17 protein-coding genes are annotated in these 18,125 nt (G+C 59.8%); 6 read left to right on the top strand and 11 right to left on the bottom strand.

All coding sequences use genetic code 11. The features are described 5' to 3' along the window. Positions 1-81: 81 nt before the first annotated feature. From PSH76_RS04460 to PSH76_RS04450, 3 genes are all read right to left on the bottom strand, one after another. A complete protein-coding gene (locus tag PSH76_RS04460) occupies positions 82-303 on the bottom strand; it encodes an FmdB family zinc ribbon protein (protein WP_003193872.1) in 222 nt (73 codons plus the stop codon). A gap of 162 nt (positions 304-465) precedes the next feature. Then, positions 466-819 carry a ribbon-helix-helix domain-containing protein gene (locus tag PSH76_RS04455; RefSeq protein ID WP_032895508.1) on the bottom strand — a complete coding sequence of 118 codons (354 nt, stop codon included), beginning with the start codon at positions 817-819 and terminating at the stop codon, positions 466-468. Positions 820-1,000: 181 nt separating this feature from the next. Further along, positions 1,001-1,474: a Dps family protein gene (locus PSH76_RS04450; protein WP_003193874.1), complete on the bottom strand. Its 474-nt coding sequence runs from the start codon at positions 1,472-1,474 to the stop codon at positions 1,001-1,003. A gap of 427 nt (positions 1,475-1,901) precedes the next feature. Here PSH76_RS04450 and PSH76_RS04445 point away from each other — a divergent pair, with 427 nt between their 5' ends. Continuing rightward, positions 1,902-2,504 carry a cold-shock protein gene (locus PSH76_RS04445; protein ID WP_003193875.1) on the top strand — a complete coding sequence of 201 codons (603 nt, stop codon included), beginning with the start codon at positions 1,902-1,904 and terminating at the stop codon, positions 2,502-2,504. 72 nt (positions 2,505-2,576) lie between these two features. Here PSH76_RS04445 and PSH76_RS04440 read toward each other — a convergent pair whose 3' ends face one another. Beyond that, entirely contained in the window at positions 2,577-2,783 is a 207-nt protein-coding gene (locus tag PSH76_RS04440) for a SlyX family protein (protein WP_003193876.1), read from the bottom strand. Between the two features lie 3 nt (positions 2,784-2,786). Continuing rightward, positions 2,787-3,212 (bottom strand): HIT domain-containing protein, encoded by a 426-nt coding sequence (locus tag PSH76_RS04435; protein WP_305493631.1) that lies wholly within the window; start codon positions 3,210-3,212, stop codon positions 2,787-2,789. A 740-nt stretch (positions 3,213-3,952) separates the two neighbouring features. Between PSH76_RS04435 and PSH76_RS04430 the strand changes: the two genes are divergently transcribed. Further along, complete coding sequence (locus PSH76_RS04430; RefSeq protein ID WP_032895504.1) at positions 3,953-5,233, top strand: OprD family porin; 1,281 nt, start codon at positions 3,953-3,955, stop codon at positions 5,231-5,233. Positions 5,234-5,414: 181 nt separating this feature from the next. On the opposite strand, the gene PSH76_RS04425 is transcribed toward PSH76_RS04430, so the two are convergent. Next, positions 5,415-6,257, bottom strand: coding sequence for a mechanosensitive ion channel family protein (locus PSH76_RS04425; RefSeq protein WP_056791140.1), 843 nt, complete (start codon positions 6,255-6,257; stop codon positions 5,415-5,417). Between the two features lie 136 nt (positions 6,258-6,393). Beyond that, the gene (locus tag PSH76_RS04420; protein ID WP_003193880.1) at positions 6,394-6,879 is read right to left on the bottom strand and encodes a YajQ family cyclic di-GMP-binding protein; all 486 of its coding nucleotides are present in this window, start codon (positions 6,877-6,879) and stop codon (positions 6,394-6,396) included. A 123-nt stretch (positions 6,880-7,002) separates the two neighbouring features. Between PSH76_RS04420 and PSH76_RS04415 the strand changes: the two genes are divergently transcribed. The 3 genes from PSH76_RS04415 to PSH76_RS04405 are packed head-to-tail and all read left to right on the top strand — an operon-like array spanning position 7,003 to position 10,584. Continuing rightward, positions 7,003-7,920 carry a putative 2-dehydropantoate 2-reductase gene (locus tag PSH76_RS04415; RefSeq protein ID WP_278916599.1) on the top strand — a complete coding sequence of 306 codons (918 nt, stop codon included), beginning with the start codon at positions 7,003-7,005 and terminating at the stop codon, positions 7,918-7,920. Between the two features lie 46 nt (positions 7,921-7,966). Continuing rightward, positions 7,967-10,003, top strand: coding sequence for an ATP-binding protein (locus PSH76_RS04410; protein ID WP_032895499.1), 2,037 nt, complete (start codon positions 7,967-7,969; stop codon positions 10,001-10,003). 2 nt (positions 10,004-10,005) lie between these two features. Continuing rightward, the gene (locus PSH76_RS04405; RefSeq protein WP_032895497.1) at positions 10,006-10,584 is read left to right on the top strand and encodes a cob(I)yrinic acid a,c-diamide adenosyltransferase; all 579 of its coding nucleotides are present in this window, start codon (positions 10,006-10,008) and stop codon (positions 10,582-10,584) included. Between the two features lie 59 nt (positions 10,585-10,643). On the opposite strand, the gene PSH76_RS04400 is transcribed toward PSH76_RS04405, so the two are convergent. From PSH76_RS04400 to secA, 3 genes are all read right to left on the bottom strand, one after another. Continuing rightward, the gene (locus tag PSH76_RS04400) at positions 10,644-11,588 is read right to left on the bottom strand and encodes a Nudix family hydrolase (protein WP_056791134.1); all 945 of its coding nucleotides are present in this window, start codon (positions 11,586-11,588) and stop codon (positions 10,644-10,646) included. Between the two features lie 143 nt (positions 11,589-11,731). Continuing rightward, on the bottom strand, positions 11,732-12,949 hold the full coding sequence (gene argJ / locus PSH76_RS04395; RefSeq protein WP_032895495.1) for a bifunctional glutamate N-acetyltransferase/amino-acid acetyltransferase ArgJ: 1,218 nt from the start codon (positions 12,947-12,949) through the stop codon (positions 11,732-11,734). Between the two features lie 124 nt (positions 12,950-13,073). Next, on the bottom strand, positions 13,074-15,809 hold the full coding sequence (secA, locus tag PSH76_RS04390) for a preprotein translocase subunit SecA (protein WP_305493630.1): 2,736 nt from the start codon (positions 15,807-15,809) through the stop codon (positions 13,074-13,076). Between the two features lie 306 nt (positions 15,810-16,115). Between secA and PSH76_RS04385 the strand changes: the two genes are divergently transcribed. Next, positions 16,116-16,571, top strand: coding sequence for a DUF721 domain-containing protein (locus PSH76_RS04385; RefSeq protein ID WP_305493629.1), 456 nt, complete (start codon positions 16,116-16,118; stop codon positions 16,569-16,571). 4 nt (positions 16,572-16,575) lie between these two features. Here PSH76_RS04385 and PSH76_RS04380 read toward each other — a convergent pair whose 3' ends face one another. Further along, a complete protein-coding gene (locus tag PSH76_RS04380) occupies positions 16,576-18,054 on the bottom strand; it encodes a helicase HerA-like domain-containing protein (RefSeq protein ID WP_047711675.1) in 1,479 nt (492 codons plus the stop codon). Between the last annotated feature and the right edge of the window lie 71 nt (positions 18,055-18,125).

Here is an 18,125-nt window from a genome sequence, read left to right as displayed (position 1 = left end):
AAATTCGGTGGCAGGCCTGCCTCGTCACCGTACAGTTAAGCAGGGGACGGATAATGCAGGAGCCTGCGCGTAGAGTTCAACTCAGTCTGCTTTGTCGCCGCCCGCCAGGTTCTTCTTGGCGCCGGTCTTGAAATCGGTCTCGTACCAGCCGCTGCCGCTCAGGCGGAAGCCCGGCATGGACAACATCTTCTTCAACTCAGGTGCCTGGCAGGCAGGGCAATCGACCAGCGGCGCGGCGCTGATCTTCTGAATGGCTTCCAACTGATGACCACAGGAAGCGCATTGATAGTCGTACATGGGCATGGAGATGTCTCGGCGATCAGATCGTTACAGCGCCACGCCCTGCCCTGTGCATAAAGCCCGGCATGCGCAGCAAAGCGCGGGATTATATCTGGTAAATCAACACAGCGCAGCCGGCTTTGTGCCCAGGGCCCGGCCCGCCGGGATGACGGGCCGACCATCGGACTACTGCGTGAGCGTATCCCCCGTCGTGAGGGCGCCCCGGCCTTTGAGCACGTGGACCACGCACACCACCCTCACCAGCCCACTGAAGTTCTTTACGCCTCCGTAACGCAAATGCACTTCCCGATCGACATAGGACAACAATGCACTGACCGAACAGGTATTGAGCCTGGCGATTTCCGTCAGGATGTTCCAATAGATCTGTTCAAGCCGCAAACAGGTAGAAAACCCATTGAGCCTGACCGACCGGGACAGTGGCTTGGCCAGTCCCATATCAAACCCCTTCGAAAAAGGGTCAACTTTTATCTTGTGAAAACCACAGGCTTCCATCACTCCCTTACCCACTCCACGTGACATACACCTGACACTCCATTGCCAAACAGCAGCCAACAGGTTTCTCCCATTGGACGATGGGCCTATAAAACAGCAGCCAGCGCAGAGCAGCCAGAAGACGGGGAGTAGTTAGTCGTAGGACAACGCCAGGAAGCGCAGGGAAACCAGCAGGCAGCGCCCAAAAGGCGCCGCCTGGGTTTAACCGTTACTGGTTTTCGAGCAGGGAGCGCAGCATCCACGCGGTTTTCTCGTGAACCTGCATACGCTGGGTCAAGAGGTCAGCCGTCGGCTCATCACTGACTTTGTCGAGCAATGGGAAGATGCCTCGCGCGGTACGCGTGACCGCTTCCTGGCCGGCCACCAACTGCTTGATCATCTCTTCGGCGCTCGGCACACCCTCTTCTTCCTTGATGGAAGACAGGCGCGCGTAAATCGAATAGGCACCCGGCGCCGGGAAGCCCAGGGCACGGATACGCTCGGCAATGGAGTCCACTGCCAGCGCCAGTTCGTTGTACTGCTCCTCGAACATCAGGTGCAGCGTACGAAACATCGGGCCTGTGACGTTCCAATGGAAATTGTGGGTCTTCAGATACAGAACATAGGTATCGGAAAGCAGGCGGGAAAGTCCGTCGACGATGGATTTACGGTCTTCTTCACTGATACCAATATCGATTGCCATGTGTTTCCCCTTCAATTGACGAGCATTCATTGATCAGGTGCAGCTCCACTCTAGCAAGAGAGTGCGCCATGTGCAGCCCGACACACCCGAGCGACATGCGGCAAATCGCCCCGCACCGCCTGCGGGATCTGACTTGGCAAGCCTGTTTACCTGTGGGAAGAGTCTCGGCATGCCAATGAAAAATCCCGCACGTGTCTAGGACAAGCGTTTGACGCAGAAATGCCCTGGCCGTGGCAACACCCCGAAATGCTTGATTTGAGTAGGCACAGCCTTTGCTGTTAAATAGACGCGGTGTGGCTGCCGTTTATTCCTGCGGCACGTCACATAGGCTGATACCCGCGCACGTGCTCAACGCCTCCCATTGTTCAGAAGCGAACCGTGCCAGTCAGCTCTTCCTTGTGATCCGTCTTAACGTGAGTTAACCAAAATGTTGAAAATCGTCCACCTGCTAACGGGCGTTGCAGCGTTGCTGCTGTCCTTTATTCCGAGCCTGCAGCCTGAAAGCCTGCCCTATCTGGAACAACACGACGCCCTGTACCTGGCCTTGTTCGGCCTTCTTAACCTGACGCTCGCACCGGTAATCCCTTACTGGAACAAAGGCACGCGTCATCAACTGCAAAACCTGGTCAGTGCGCTGCTGGTGCTGACTGTTGTCGTACAAACCCTCACCCTCCTGGCGCCCATGCCTGAAGTCGGGGGCCATCCGGCCATCCTGCTCAGCCTGGTGATTGCTGTGGTCGCCATCGTTCTTCACCTGGCCATCAGCTTCTACCGCTCGTCTCCAGCGGCCGCGTCGCAAAACTATGACATGACCAACCGGGATACCGGGACCGTCAAGTGGTTCAACACCTCCAAGGGCTTCGGCTTCATTTCCCGCGATTCGGGCGACGATATCTTCGTCCACTTCCGAGCCATTCGTGGCGAAGGCCATCGCGTCCTGGTCGAAGGCCAGCGCGTGGAGTTCTCGGTGATGAACCGTGACAAGGGCCTGCAAGCCGAAGACGTCATCGCTGCCCTGCCGCGTCGCTGATTCCTAGCCTTCGCAGCAAAAAAAACCGCGATCCAGCCTTGGCTGGGTCGCGGTTTTTTATTGCCTGCACATTCAATAGTGGGGCGGCGGCGCTTCTTCTTCGGATGACTCGAACTGCCCGCCCATCTCTTCCTGGCGCTTGAGCAGTGCAGTCATCTGCAATTGCAGGCGTTCGACGGCCCGCTGCTGGGCAACCAGGATGTCGTTGAGGGTTTCAATGGTGTCGTCCTGGAAGGCCAGACGGCTTTCCAGGTCGGTGACGCGTTCTTGCAGGTCCATGGTTCAGTCCTGGGTAAAGATGAAGTCGGCAGGCAATAGCTCGCGCAATCGGCTGCGAATCGCGGCCACCTGCTCTTCGGTGTAGGGCCGGGCTGGATGCTTGCCCCACACCGGGGCTGGCCAGGCGGCGTCGTCGCGCTTGCGCACAATCACATGCACATGCAACTGGCTGACCACGTTACCCAGCGCGCCGATGTTCATCTTGTCGGCCGCCAGCCCGTCGTTAAGCAGCTGCGCCAGGGCCGTCGTTTCTTGCCACAAGGTTTGTTGATCTGCGACATCCAGTTGAAACACTTCGCTGATACCGTTGACGCGTGGCACCAGGATGAACCAGGGGTAATTCGCGTCATTGGACAGCAGCAGGCGACAGAGCGGGAAGTCCCCAATGGCCAAGGTATCTTGTTGCAGGCGTTGATCTAAGGCGAACACGTGGCACTCCGTTCGGCAGGTCGGTAACAGGTGCCCAGCATACCTTCGAATGCCCAAGGCTTCACGGGCAATGCTGGCGGCCTTGAGGCAGTCGGGCAAAAAAATGCACCCTTTAGAGGCAGTAACTCAGAGGAGCAACGCTAGACCGGGCCTCAACGGGATGCACCAAAATGACCCACCTGTGCCTCAAAGGGATCCGCCGATTACCCACCGATAAGGGTCAACCGGTAACGTTTTACACAGATACAGGATTCAGGTGCCACCGAACCTGGGTAACACCCTGGCGTCAAGCCCAACCCAAATGGCGTAAAACCCCCGTGCTTATGCGGTTTTTACAGGTTCATCACACTTTTCACGAAAAAATGACATTCGGTCGGCGGTTTGAGCACGCTTGTTGCATTCACCCCCCTATCGTCGACAACGGCACCCGTTTGGACACAGGTGTTTCGCGATAAAAATAGTGGCGTTTCAATGTGTATCAGGGATGTGTTCAAACTTTGGAAGAAGTCTGAAAACAGCATTGAAGTTGTCAGCCTGGATACATTTCAGGCTGTGAATTTGCGACATGGATCTAGCGATTTACGACAGCCTCGTAAAGAAGCTGAAAGGATAGTTGAGTAAGTATCGTCAATAGGGTCTGCGTGAGCTAACTTTGCGCCGACACAAAAAGAAAGAGCCGCCCAGATAAAAATACAGGTGGGACGGCAGTACTCTTCCTAAAACCAAAGGAGCAAATCACGATGCGCGTGATGAAGTGGAGCATGATCGCCCTGGCTGTTTCAGCAGGCACCTCGCAGTTCGCAATGGCGTCCGCCCAGGACGATTCCAAGGGCTTTGTTGAAGACAGTACGTTCAGCATCAATACTCGCGCGCTGTACTTCAGCCGTGACTTCCGTAACAACCCGTCGGGCCCAGGCTCCAAGAGCCGTGCTGAAGAAACCGGCCTGGGCTTCAATGCCCTGTACGAATCGGGCTTCACCCAGGGCACCATTGGTGTCGGTGTAGACGTGATCGGCCTGATGGGCCTCAAGCTCGACAGCGGCAAGGGTCGCGCCGGCACCGGCCTGTTCCCTACCGGTTCCGACGGTCGTTCGCAAGATGACTATTCCAAAGGCGGCGGCGCGGTCAAGTTCCGCATCTCCAATACGGTGCTGAAAGTCGGTGACCAATACACCACAGCCCCAGTGTTTGCCTCCGATGACAGCCGCCTGCTGCCAGAGCTGCCACAAGGTATCTCGATCACCAGCAACGAGATCAAGGGCCTGAAGCTTGAAGGCGGTCACTTCACTTCCAGCGTCGCGCAGAACCAGACCTACCACGACAGCCTGGGCCTGACCAAAACCGACTTTGTCGGCGGCGTGTATGCCTTCACTCCGGAATTCACCGGCAGCCTGTACTACGCGAAAACCGAAGATTACTTCCGCAAGTACTACAGCAACCTGAACTGGACCCACGCCCTGAGCGATGATCAGTCGTTTGCCCTGGACTTCAACATCTACGACACCAAGAGCGATGGCGCCGGCCTGCAACGCGCAGAGAAAGACGGCGTGACCAAGCTCGACAACCGCGCCTTCAGCTTGCAGGGCGCGTACACCATCGGCGCTCACACCTTCACCCTGGCAGCCCAGAAAGTCACCGGTGACGGCGACTACGGTTACGGCGTAGACGGCGGCGGCACTGTGTTCCTGGCCAACTCCATTGCCCGTTCCGACTTCAACGCCGAAGGCGAAAAGTCCTACCAGGCGCGTTATGACATCAACATGGCAACCTTCGGCATTCCGGGCCTGAGCTTCATGACCCGTTATGTCACCGGTAGCGGCGCCAACACGGGCACCACCAGCAACGGCAAAGAGTGGGAACGCGACATCGAGGCCAAGTACGTGATTCAGAGCGGCCCGGCGAAAGACCTGAGCTTGCGTCTGCGTCAAGCGACTTACCGTTCCGGTGATGGCGTGTACTACGGTTCGCCGTCGATCGATGAACTGCGTCTGATCGCCAACTACCCGCTGAACATCTTGTAATTGCTGGTTCAATTACAACGATGACTTGAGGCTTAGGCCTTAAATAAAAAGCCGCTCCTCTGTTCAACAGGGAGCGGCTTTTTTATTGCAGTTTTATTTCAACCGAAAAAACAACTAGCAAGCTAAGTAACTAGTTTGTCAAAGCTGACCTTTCGGCCAAGTTTGATAGCGTCACGCCGTGTTATTTCGTCGCACTTTCCTGCATCACCCGAATAACCCGTTGCGGAAACGGAATATCAATCCCGGCCGCTTTCAAACGGTCACGCGCCAGTTCATTGAGCATAAACACTACGTCCCAATAATCCGGGGTGTTGGTCCAGCAACGCAGGGAGACGGTGATAGAGCTGTCGCCCAAGGTCGACACCACGGCCACTGCGGCAGGGTCCTTCAGTACACGCGGGTCTTCAGCCAGAGCCAGCAGCACTTCACGGGCCTTCTGCAGGTCCGCCTCATAGTCCACACCCACGTCAAACACAACCTTGCGGGTCGGCTGGCGGTTGGTGTTGGTGATAAGGCCGTTGGACAGGCTGCCGTTGGGAATGATCACCGTCTTGTTGTCGCCGGTACGCAACACCGTGTGGAAGATCTGGATGCTGTCCACGGTACCCGAGGTGCCTTGGGCTTCGATCCAGTCACCGATGCGGAACGGGCGGAACAACAGAATCAGCACGCCGCCGGCAAAGTTCGCCAGGCTGCCTTGCAAGGCCAGGCCGATAGCCAGGGTAGCGGCACCGATCGCCGCCACGAACGAGGTGGTGGCCACACCGATCATCGAGGCCACGTTGACCACCAGCATGACTTTGAGCGCGATGTTGGCAAGGCTGGTGATGAAGTGTTGCAACGCCATGTCCGCGTTACGCATGGCCAGCAGGCGGCCCACGCGTTGCGTCAAGACATTGATCAACCACCAGCCGATGGCCAGGGTGACCAACGCCAGCAATACGCGGCTGCCGTATTCCATGATCATGGGGATCCAAGACTGGGAGGTCTTGATCAGGTGATCCATTTCAGCGTTCAAATCCATCTACTTTCTCCTGTTGTGCGGCGATAAGGCTCGACTGACTGCCTGAAAACGCAATTGAGCCCCGAAGGGCTCAATTGTAGGCAATGATGCTGGGGCGTGGGACGTCAAAAGTGCCCACAGGTTCCCCAAAGTGCCATCAGTCGCGGAAGTTATTGAACTGCAGTGGCATGTCAAACGTCTTGGCGCGCAGGGCCGCGATGGCCTCTTGCAGGTCGTCACGCTTCTTGCCGGTAACGCGAACCTGCTCGCCCTGGATGGCGGCCTGGACTTTGAGCTTGGCGTCCTTGATGTGCGCGACGATTTTCTTGGCCAGCTCTTTGTCGATGCCTTCCTTGAGCACGGCTTCCTGCTTCATCAGCTTGCCGGAAGCGTAGGCATCCTTGACTTCCAGGCACTGCACGTCGATCTTGCGCTTGACCAGGGCCAGTTTGAGGATCTCGATCATCGCTTCCAGCTGGAAATCGGCTTCAGCGGTCAGGTTGACGGTCAGTTCCTTTTCCTTGAATTCGAAGCTGCCCTTGCCTTTCAAGTCGTAGCGACGGTCCAGTTCCTTGACGGCGTTCTCGACGGCGTTGGTGACTTCGTGTTTGTCCAGTTCAGATACCACGTCGAACGAAGGCATGTGATTTCTCCAATATAAGGGGCGGGCTCAGTAGAGATGGAGCGCGCCCGAGCTAAAATGCCGGGGCATTATAGCGGTTCTTTCGCGCCGTTCACCGCTGGCGAGCTTATGGAGTACACACTGATGGCGACCCCCTGGCATATTCTTGGCGCCGGCAGCCTGGGCACCCTCTGGGCCGCACGGCTGGCGCGCGCGGGCGTGCCCGTGAGGCTGATCCTGCGCAATGAGGCGCGCCTGGCTGACTATCGAGCCGGCCAGGGGCTGACCCTGGTCGAGCAGGGTGTGGAACAGACTTACCCGGTAGTCGGCGAAACGCCTGACAGCCCAGAGCCGATTCATCGCTTGCTGGTGGCGTGCAAAGCCTACGACGCCCAAGGCGCCATTGCCCAGCTGCAACCTCGACTGGCGCCCGACGCCGAACTGATCCTGCTGCAAAACGGCCTCGGCAGCCAGGACGCAGTGGCTGCACAGGTGCCGTCGGCCCGTTGCATCTATGCCTCAAGCACCGAAGGCGCGTTTCGCGAAGGCGACTGGCGGGTGGTATTTGCCGGCCATGGTTTCACCTGGCTGGGGGATGCGAGCCACCCCACGCCACCGCTGTGGCTGGACGACCTGCAAGCAGCCGGCATTCCCCACGATTGGGCCAGCGATATTCTCACGCGCCTGTGGCGCAAGCTGGCGCTCAATTGCGCCATCAATCCCCTGACCGTGCTTTACCAGTGCCGCAACGGCGGCTTGCAAGCCCACGCGTGTGAAGTGGCGACCTTGTGCGCTGAACTGGCCGAGCTGCTCGAATGCTGCGGCCAGCCCGCCGCCGCACAGGACCTGCACAGCGAAGTGCTGCGGGTGATCCAGGCCACGGCGGCCAATTACTCGTCCATGCACCAGGACGTGGCCAACGCACGGCGTACCGAGATCAGCTACCTGTTGGGCTACGCCTGCCAGGCGGCCGCCCGCCATCAATTGGTGTTGCCGCACCTGCAACAGTTGCAAGCGCGCCTGGTCGAGCATTTGCGTGCACACGGATTGGCCAGCGACTGAGGCACGCGCTACCCTGCCTACCTGTCTATCACCTGGGAAAACCCTGATGCCACTGCGCCAGCGTCTTGAAAATCTACCGGTAGGGCAGAAACTGCTGGCGGCCCTGCTGGTGTTGTTGACCACCGTATTGCTGGTGGCCAACCTGACGTTTATTAGCGCTGCCTACTGGATCTCCCAGGAAAGCATGGCCCCCCAGGCCTTGCAGTCCATTGGTCGACTGGTGTCCAACCCCGCGCTCGCCGCCGAGGCCCTTGAGTCTCCGACCAAGGCCGAGGCGCTGCTCAATGAGCTGACCAGCTATTCACCCTTGCGCGCCGCCGCGCTGTACGACGGTGAAGGCAACCGCCTGGCGCAGATGCAGCACGGCGACCGCCTGCACCTGCCGGACCACTACCGCCATATCGAAGCGTGGCGCCTCACTGAGTTTCGCAGCAACCAAGTCATCACCCTGCCCCGCGGCAACCAGCCTTCGGGGCATTTGTTGCTGGTGGCCAGCAGTGAGCTGCCGGTGGCGTTCTATACCGGCACCCTGACCGCGAGCCTGGGCATCCTGATTTTCAGTGTGTTGCTGTGGCTGGTCATCGCCCGGCAGATCAAACGCCTGATCACACGGCCGATTCATGAACTGGAAGAACTGTCCCGCCAGGTGACCCGCGAGGAGAACTACGCCTTGCGCGCCGGGCGTGGCAACCGTGATGAAATTGGCAGCCTGGCCGAAGCCTTCAACACCATGCTGTCGCGTATCGAAGCCCGTGAGCAGCAACTTAAACGTGCGCGCGACGATTCCCAGGCTGCGTATGACCAGGCCCAAGGTTTGGCCGAAGAAACCCGGCATACCAACCGCAAGCTGGAACTGGAAGTCCAGGTGCGCAGCAAGATCGAGAAAAAGCTCACGGGCTTCCAGAACTACCTGAACAGCATTATCGACTCGATGCCCTCGGCGCTGATCGCCCTGGACGAACAACTTTACGTCACCCAGTGGAACCAGGAAGCCACCGCCCTATCCGGCACGCGCCTGGACGAAGCCTTGAACCAGCCGGTGTTCCTGGCCTTCCAGCCGCTCAAGCCGTACCTGCCACAGATCAAGGCCACCGTGGAGCAACACACGGTGGAGCGGATCGAGCGGGTCACCTGGATCAAGGACGACGAGCCTAAGCATTATGCGCTGACGTTCTACCCATTAATGGGCGGCGCCGGGCGCGGTGTGGTGATCCGAATCGACGACATCACCCAGCGCCTGTCCCTGGAAGAAATGATGGTGCAATCGGAAAAAATGCTCTCCGTGGGCGGCCTGGCCGCCGGTATGGCCCATGAGATCAACAACCCGCTGGGCGCGATCCTGCATAACGTGCAGAACATCCGTCGGCGCCTGTCCCCCGAGCTGCCCAAGAACCTGGAACTGGCCGAACAAGTGGGCATCGAGCTGGAGACAGTCAACCGTTACCTGCAAGGCCGCGAAGTCCCGCAACTGCTCGACGGCATCCAGCAGGCCGGCGCACGTGCCGCGAAAATCGTCACCCACATGCTCAGCTTCAGCCGCCGCAGCAATCGGCAGATGGCGCCCTGCGATTTGCCGGCGCTGATCGACCAGGCTGTGGAAATCGCTGGTAACGACTTCGACCTGACCATCGGTTTCGACTTCAAGGGCCAGGCGATTATCCGCCAGTTCGATCCGCAACTGGGCCCGGTGCCAGGCACTGCCAACGAGCTGGAGCAAGTGCTGCTCAACCTGTTGAAGAACGCCGCCCAGGCCATTCACCTGCGTGAAGACGACAGCGAGCCGGGGCGGATTATCCTGCGCACGCGCCTCAACCCGCCGTGGGCAGAAATCCAGGTAGAAGACAACGGCATCGGCATGAGCGAAAACGTGCGCAAACGTACGTTCGAACCCTTCTTTACCACCAAGGAAATCGGCCAGGGCACCGGGCTAGGCCTGTCGGTGTCGTATTTCATCATCACCAACAACCACAAGGGCCAGATGGAAGTGCACTCCACCCTGGGCCAGGGCACCTGCTTTACCTTGCGCCTGCCCCTGGCCGGCAGCCAATTGCCCCCCACTGAACTTACCCAACTGGAGCACTGACCATGGGCTTTCGCCTGTCGAAGATCTACACCCGTACCGGCGACAAAGGCGAGACCGGCCTCGGCGACGGCCGCCGCGTGCCCAAGGACCATCCACGCGTGGAAGCGATTGGCGAGGTGGATACGCTGAACAGCCAGTTAGGCCTGCTGCTGGCCAACCTTGAAGAACAAAGCGGCAAGCACCCGGCGTTGAAGGATGTGATTGAAGTGCTCACCCCTTGCCAGCACCGTCTGTTTGACTTGGGCGGTGAACTGGCGATGCCGGTGTACAAGGCACTGAATGCAGCGGAAGTGGATCGACTGGAAGCAGCGATTGATCGCTGGAATGAGGAAGTCGGGCCGCTGGAAAATTTCATCTTGCCCGGCGGCTCAGCCCTGATTGCCCAGGCCCATGTGTGTCGCAGCCTGGCGCGCAGCGCAGAGCGCCGCTGTCAGCACCTGAATGCGGTCGAGCCGTTGGAGGGTGTGGGGTTGGCGTATATCAATCGGTTGTCGGATTTGCTGTTTGTGGCGGCCAGGGTGATTGCCAAGCGCCAAGGTGTTGCGGAAGTGTTGTGGCAGGCGGCGGCCAAGCCACACTGAGCAGATCGTGACGCAGAGCGTCACAGGAGGCGTTCCCACGCAAAGCGTGGGAACGAGTATCAGAGCTGCGGCCAGAACGCCCGAATACCTGCCACACCTTGCGCACCAGCCTCCCAAGCCTGCTCCCGCTGCGCCGGCCCAACCCCGCCCAACAGAAACACCGGCTTGCTGAACCCGGCGATCAACTGCTGCGCCTGCTCCCAGCCCAACGGCTGGGCATCCGGATGAGTCTGGGTCGGCTGCACCGGCGACAGGGTGACAAAGTCCACGTCCATCATTTCTGCCAGCGCCAGCTCTTCAGCGTTATGGCACGAGGCAGCCAGCCAACGGTCTTTGGGCAGCGGGCGGCCCTTGCTCGCGTATTTGCGCAACTGCGCCGAGGTCATGTGCCAGCCGGCAGCGGGGAAATCCCCCAGCCACTCGAACGGCCCCTTGAGCATCAACTGCGCCTTGCCCGCGCACAGGCCCACCGCATCCACCGCCAGGTCGCGGTATTTGGGGTCGTAACCGTTGGGGGCACGCAGTTGAACCAGCTTGATGCCACCGGCGATAGCCTTCTGGATACCGCGCAACAACGTCGGGGTTTCCAGCTCGCCCGGGGTGATCAGGTACTCGGCGGGCAAGCGTGCCGCCGCGACAATCGGCGCATTCGCCGCCGGGAATTCATAGTTGATCAGGTCACGCGGTGCCACCCATTCCAGCGGCTGCCCTTCGGCGCCATGGGGCTCGCCAGTAAAGGCCGAGACTTCCCAGACATCCAGCAATACCTGTTTGTCCGGGTAGTCATGTTGCACCTTGATCAGCGGCCGCGCCGTGGTGACCTGGATGCCCAGCTCTTCCTGCAATTCACGGGACAAGGCGGTGGCAACCGACTCATCGGCCTCCACCTTGCCGCCGGGGAACTCCCAGAGGCCGCCTTGATGCTGGGTATCGGCACGGCGCGCCAGCAGGATCCTGCCATCGACACCGCGGATCACCGCTGCTGCTACATGCACTCGTTTCACGCCACTGCTTCCTCTCGTTATAGCCCTTTGTAGGAGCGAGCTTGCTCGCGAAGAACGTCAACGATAACGCGTGCATCCTGGATAAACGCGGTGGCCTTGAGTTTTTCGCGAGCAAGCTCGCTCCTACAGGGGGAGGGTCATTTTCAGGTACGGTATTCCGCGTTGATCTTCACGTACTCGTGGGACAGGTCGGTGGTCCAGATGGTTTCGCTGCACTCGCCGCGACCCAGCTCGATACGGATGGTGATTTCTTCCTGCTGCATCACCGCCGAGCCCTGGGCTTCGGTGTAGGTTTCGGCGCGGGCGCCACGGCTGGCGATGCACACATCGCCCAGGAACACGTCGATCTTGCTCACGTCCAGGTCCGGCACGCCGGCACGGCCAACGGCAGCCAGGATACGCCCCCAGTTCGGGTCCGATGCAAACAGCGCGGTCTTGATCAGCGGCGAGTGCGCCACGGTGTAGCCCACATCCAGGCATTCCTGATGGTTGCCGCCGCCGTTGACTTCAACCGTGACGAACTTGGTCGCGCCCTCGCCATCACGCACGATGGCCTGGGCCACGTCCATGCACACTTCGAACACCGCCTGCTTCAACGCCGCAAACAACGGGCCTTCGGTAGAGGTGATTTCCGGCAGGTTGGCCTGGCCGGTGGCGATCAGCATGCAGCAGTCGTTGGTGGAGGTATCACCGTCGATGGTGATGCGGTTGAACGACTTGTTGGCGCCGTCCAGCATCAGGCGTTGCAGCACATCGCGGGAGACTTTGGCGTCGGTGGCGATATAGCCGAGCATGGTGGCCATGTTCGGGCGAATCATGCCTGCGCCTTTGCTGATACCGGTAACGGTAATGGTCACGCCGTCATGCACGAACTGGCGGCTCGCGCCTTTTGGCAAGGTGTCGGTGGTCATGATGCCGGTGGCCGCAGCCGCCCAGTTATCCACAGACAGGTCATCAAGCGCGGCTTGCAGGGCGCCTTCGATTTTTTCCACCGGCAGCGGTTCACCGATCACACCGGTGGAGTACGGCAGCACCTGGCTGGCATCGACGCCGGTCAACTGGGCCAGCTTGGCGCAGGTGCGCGCCGCCGCGACCAGGCCTGGCTCGCCGGTGCCGGCGTTGGCATTGCCGGTGTTGGTCAGCAGGTAACGGATCGAACCGGCCACGCGCTGCTTGGCCAGAATCACCGGTGCGGCGCAGAAGGCGTTGAGGGTGAACACACCCGCCACGGTCGAGCCTTCAGCACAACGCATCACCACCACATCCTTGCGCCCCGGGCGCTTGATGCCGGCCGAAGCGATACCGAGTTCAAAACCGGCAACCGGGTGCAACGTGGGCAAAGGACCAAGACCAACAGCCATGAATGCGCTCCTTAAAAATAGGTGATGTCTGTGCCGTCGCTATCGACGGTGGGAATTAATGGCAAAACGCCGCGACGGCAAAGGCCGGTCGCGGCGCGGGATGTTGCAGCGTCAGGCGAAAATCTTATTCGATCTGGCCGTGGCAGTGTTTGAATTTCTTGCCCGAACCGCAGTAGCACAGCTCGTTGCGACCCAGCTTCTGGTCATCGCGAACCGGGGTCTGGGCCAGTGCCACATCGACCTCTTCACCCAAGGCTTCAGGCTCATCCAGGCCCGGCGCTTCGTCGTGCTGGAACTGCATGCGCGCCGCCAGGGCCTCGGCTTCCTGACGCAGGCGTGCTTCTTCCTCGATCGGGTCTTCGCGACGCACCTGAACGTGGGACAGCACGCGGATCGAATCGCGCTTGATCGAATCCAGCAATTCGGAGAACAGCGTGAACGACTCGCGCTTGTACTCCTGCTTCGGGTTCTTCTGGGCGTAGCCACGCAGGTGGATACCGTGGCGCAGGTGGTCCATGGTCGACAGGTGGTCTTTCCACAGGTCATCCAGCACGCGCAATACGATCTGTTTCTCGAAGGTGCGCAGTGCTTCGGCACTCGCTTGCTCTTCTTTCTCGTTGTACGCAGCCAGCAGCTCGGCCATCAGTTTTTCGCGCAGGGTTTCTTCGTACAGGTGGTCGTCTTCGTCCAGCCATTGCTGAACCGGCAAGTCCACACCGAAGTCGCTCTTCAATGCCGCTTCCAGGCCGGCAACATCCCACTGCTCAGGCAGCGATTGTGGCGGGATATGCGCGCTGACAGTGGCGTTGAGCACGTCCTGACGGAAATCAGCGATGGTCTCGCCAATGTTGTCGGCGGCCAGCAACGTGTTACGCATGTGATAAATCACTTTACGCTGTTCGTTGTTGACGTCGTCGAACTCGAGCAGTTGCTTACGAATGTCGAAGTTACGGCCTTCTACTTTGCGCTGGGCCTTCTCGATGGCGTTGGTCACCATGCGGTGCTCGATCGCTTCACCGGACTGCATGCCCAGGGCTTTCATGAAGTTCTTCACCCGGTCCGACGCGAAGATACGCATCAGGCTGTCTTCCAGCGACAGGTAGAAACGGCTGGAACCGGCGTCACCCTGGCGACCGGCACGGCCACGCAGCTGGTTGTCGATACGACGCGATTCGTGACGCTCGGACGCGATCACCTGCAAGCCACCGGATTCCAGCACCGCCTGGTGGCGCTTCTGCCAGTCGGCTTTGATCTGGGCGATCTGCTCAGGCGTCGGGTTGTCGAGCGAGGCCACTTCCACTTCCCAGTTGCCGCCCAAAAGGATGTCGGTACCACGACCGGCCATGTTGGTGGCGATGGTCAGTGCGCCTGGGCGACCGGCCTGGGCGATGATCTCGGCTTCTTTTTCGTGGAACTTGGCGTTCAGTACCTTGTGCTCGATGCCTTCCTTGTTGAGCAGGTTGGACACGTGCTCGGAAGTCTCGATGGTGGCGGTACCCACCAGGATCGGGCGGCCCTTGGCCATGCCGTCCTTGATGTCATTGATGATCGCCGCGTATTTCTCTTCGGCGGTCAGGAACACCAGGTCGTTGTAGTCTTTACGCGCCAACGGCTTGTTCGGCGGAATGACCATCACGGCCAGGTTGTAGATCTGGTGGAATTCGAACGCTTCGGTGTCGGCCGTACCGGTCATGCCGGACAGCTTGTTGTACAGACGGAAGTAGTTCTGGAAGGTGGTGGACGCCAACGTCTGGCTTTCGGCCTGGATGTTGAGGTGTTCCTTGGCTTCGATGGCCTGGTGCAGGCCTTCGGACAGGCGACGACCGGGCATGGTACGACCAGTGTGTTCGTCGACCAGAACCACCTGGCCTTCCTGCACGATGTATTCGACGTTGCGGTGGAACAGCTTGTGGGCGCGCAGGCCGGCATACACGTGGGTCAACAGGCCCAGGTTGTGCGCCGAGTACAGGCTTTCACCCTCGGCCAGCTCGCCGATCTGGGTGAGCATTTCTTCGACAAACTGGTGACCGGCTTCGTTGAGCTCGACCTGGCGGGTCTTCTCGTCGATGGTGAAGTGACCTTCTTTGGTCACCACGCCTTCCACTTCCTCGATGTGCTGCTCAAGACGCGGGATCAACTTGTTGATCTCGGTGTACAGGCGCGAGCTGTCTTCGGCCTGGCCGGAGATGATCAGCGGGGTACGGGCTTCGTCGATGAGGATGGAGTCGACTTCGTCGATCACGGCAAAGTTGAGTTCACGCTGGAATTTTTCATCCATGCTGAACGCCATGTTGTCGCGCAGGTAGTCGAAACCGAATTCGTTGTTGGTGCCGTAGGTGATGTCGCAGGCGTACGCAGCGCGCTTCTCTTCCGGCGGCTGGAACGGCGTTACCACGCCGACGGTCAGGCCGAGGAATTCATACAGCGGGCGCATCCAGTTGGCGTCCCGGCGAGCCAGGTAGTCGTTCACCGTCACAACGTGCACGCCCTTGCCGGACAGTGCGTTGAGGTAGACGCCCAGGGTTGCCACCAGGGTCTTGCCTTCACCGGTGCGCATTTCGGCAATCATGCCTTCATGCAAGGTCATGCCGCCGATCAACTGGACGTCGAAGTGGCGCATGCCCATGACGCGCTTACCGGCTTCACGGGCGACCGCGAAGGCTTCGGGCAGCAGCTTGTCGAGGGTTTCACCTTTGGCTATGCGGGCCTTGAACTCTTGGGTCTTGGCGCGCAATTGCTCGTCCGACAGAGCAACCATCTGCTCTTCGAAGGCATTGACCAGCTGCACCGTCTTGAGCATGCGTTTGACTTCGCGCTCATTCTTGCTTCCAAAAAGTTTCTTTAACAAAGGCGCAAACATATCGGCAGGTTCTTCCACACATAGGGATGGAGGGCGCACCGTGAGTGGCCCGAGCAGCCCTCACGGCCGCATTGCGAACGCGCATTCTACCCGGAATCGTGGGTGAGGAAAGTGGCGTTGTTCCCCGAGGCAGGCACGGCGCTGTGAGAGGGCTTGTTTAAAATAAGGGCTTTTGCGCGAACTTCAACCCATGGAGTGCAGAAGTTACTTATTGATTTCATGGGCAAAGCCCAGCCGACGCAGAGCCTCGGGGTGTGCAGGCGCTTTCTGCTAAGATAGCCGCTCTGTTACCTAAGGTGTCTAAACATGGCATTTCGCCCTCTTACAGCCCGCGCTCCCGGCGTGTTGCTTCGCGAAGCCAAGCCGTTGAAAGCCATCTTTGGCCATGCCAAGCGCCTGGGCCATTTACAACGCCTGCTTGAAAGCCAGCTGCAACCGGCCGCACGTGAGCACTGTCACGTGGCGTCCTGGCGTGAAGGCAATCTGCTATTAATTGTCACCGATGGTCATTGGGCCACGCGCTTGCGTTATCAGCAAAAACGCTTGCAGCGCCAGTTGCTGGTGTTTGAAGAGTTCGCCGGTTTGACGCGCATTCAGTTCAAGGTACAGCCACCCACCGTGCCGCAAGGCGCGGTGGGGCATACCCTGGACCTGTCGGAAACGGCCGCCGAAACCCTTCAGGCCACCGCCGAAGGGATCAACGACCCGGGCTTGCGCGCCGCCCTGGAACGGCTGGCCGCTCATGCCCGGCCCAAAGCCTGAAGCGCTACTTGCGTTTGCTGCCGCCCAATAACGAACCGAGCAGACCCCGCACCAACTGGCGCCCCATCTGATTGGCGGCCTGCTGCATGGCTGATTTCAACGCCTTGCCCGCCGTGGTCCCCAGGAAGGCACCGGCCTTGTCGGTGAAGCTCGGCTCTTCGGCGGCCGGCGCGGCCTGCTCGGCAGGCCCCAGTTCCTTGCGGGCCATCAGCACTTCATAGGCAGACTCACGATCCACCGGCTTGTCATAGCGCCCCAACAGCGGCGAACTGGCGATCAACGCTTTGCGTTCGGCTTCGGTGAGCGGCCCGATCCGCGATTGCGGGGGGGCAACCAATACGCGCTGGACGACTTCCGGCGTGCCCTTTTCCTGCAAGGTTCCCACCAATGCCTCACCGGTGCCCAACTCTGTAAGCACCGACAAGGTATCGAATGTCGGGTTGGGCCGGAAACCATCCGCCACTGCCCGCAGCGATTTCTGTTCTTTGGCGGTGAACGCACGCAAACCGTGCTGGATGCGCAGGCCCAGTTGCGCCAGTACCGTATCCGGCAGGTCGCCCGGCGATTGGGTGACGAAATACACGCCGACGCCTTTGGAACGGATCAGGCGCACCACCTGCTCAAGGCGTTCCTGCAAGGCTTTTGGCGTATCGGCGAACAACAAATGCGCCTCATCGAAAAACAACGCCAACAATGGTTTGTCGGCATCGCCGCGTTCCGGCAGTTGTTCGAACAACTCTGCCAGCAGCCACAGCAGGAAGGTCGCGTAGACCTTCGGCGCTTCATGCACCAAGCGGCTGGCGTCCAGCAGGTGGATGCGTCCACGTCCATCGCTGGCGGGCTGCAAAATATCCTCCAGTTGCAGGGCCGGCTCGCCAAACAAGGCTTCGGCGCCCTGCTGCTCCAGCACTGCCAGGCGCCGCAACAAGGCCTGGCTGGAACCGGTGGTCATCAAGGCGGCGTCTTCGCCCAGCAGTTCCGGGTGATAGCGCAGGTGATTGAGCAGTGCCTTGAGGTCCTTGAGGTCCAGCAGCAACAGGCCTTCGCGGTCGGCCACCTTGAACGCCGCATAGAGCGCCGATTGCTGGCTGTCGGTGAGTTCCAACAGGCTGCCGAGCAACAGCGGGCCCATTTCACTGATGGTGGTGCGCAGTGGGTGACCGGATTGGCCGTGGATATCCCACAGGGTGACCGGGTACGCCTGGGCGGTGTAATTAAGGAAGGGCATGCCGGCAATACGCTCGGCCACTTTGCCCTGGGGGTTGGCGGCGGCGCCCAGGCCGCAGAGGTCGCCCTTGATGTCGGCAGCGAACACCGCCACACCCGCATCACTGAAGGCTTCTGCCAGGCGCTGCAAGGTGACGGTCTTGCCGGTGCCCGTGGCGCCAGCGATCAACCCGTGACGGTTGGCCAGGCGCATGGACTGGGCGATGGGCTGGCCGTCAAGGCCAGCACCGATAAGCAGTTGTGTGGAGTCAGGCATTTCGTCACCTATGGTTAATCTTTAGTGCCGCGAGGTCGATATAGACAGATGTAAGCCCGACAAAGACTAAA

Origin of the sequence: Pseudomonas sp. FP215 (assembly GCF_030687795.1) — a bacterium.
Classification (GTDB): domain Bacteria; phylum Pseudomonadota; class Gammaproteobacteria; order Pseudomonadales; family Pseudomonadaceae; genus Aquipseudomonas; species Aquipseudomonas salmasensis.
Note: the sequence above shows the minus strand (reverse complement) of the source record. Positions and strands in the feature narration are given on the sequence as shown.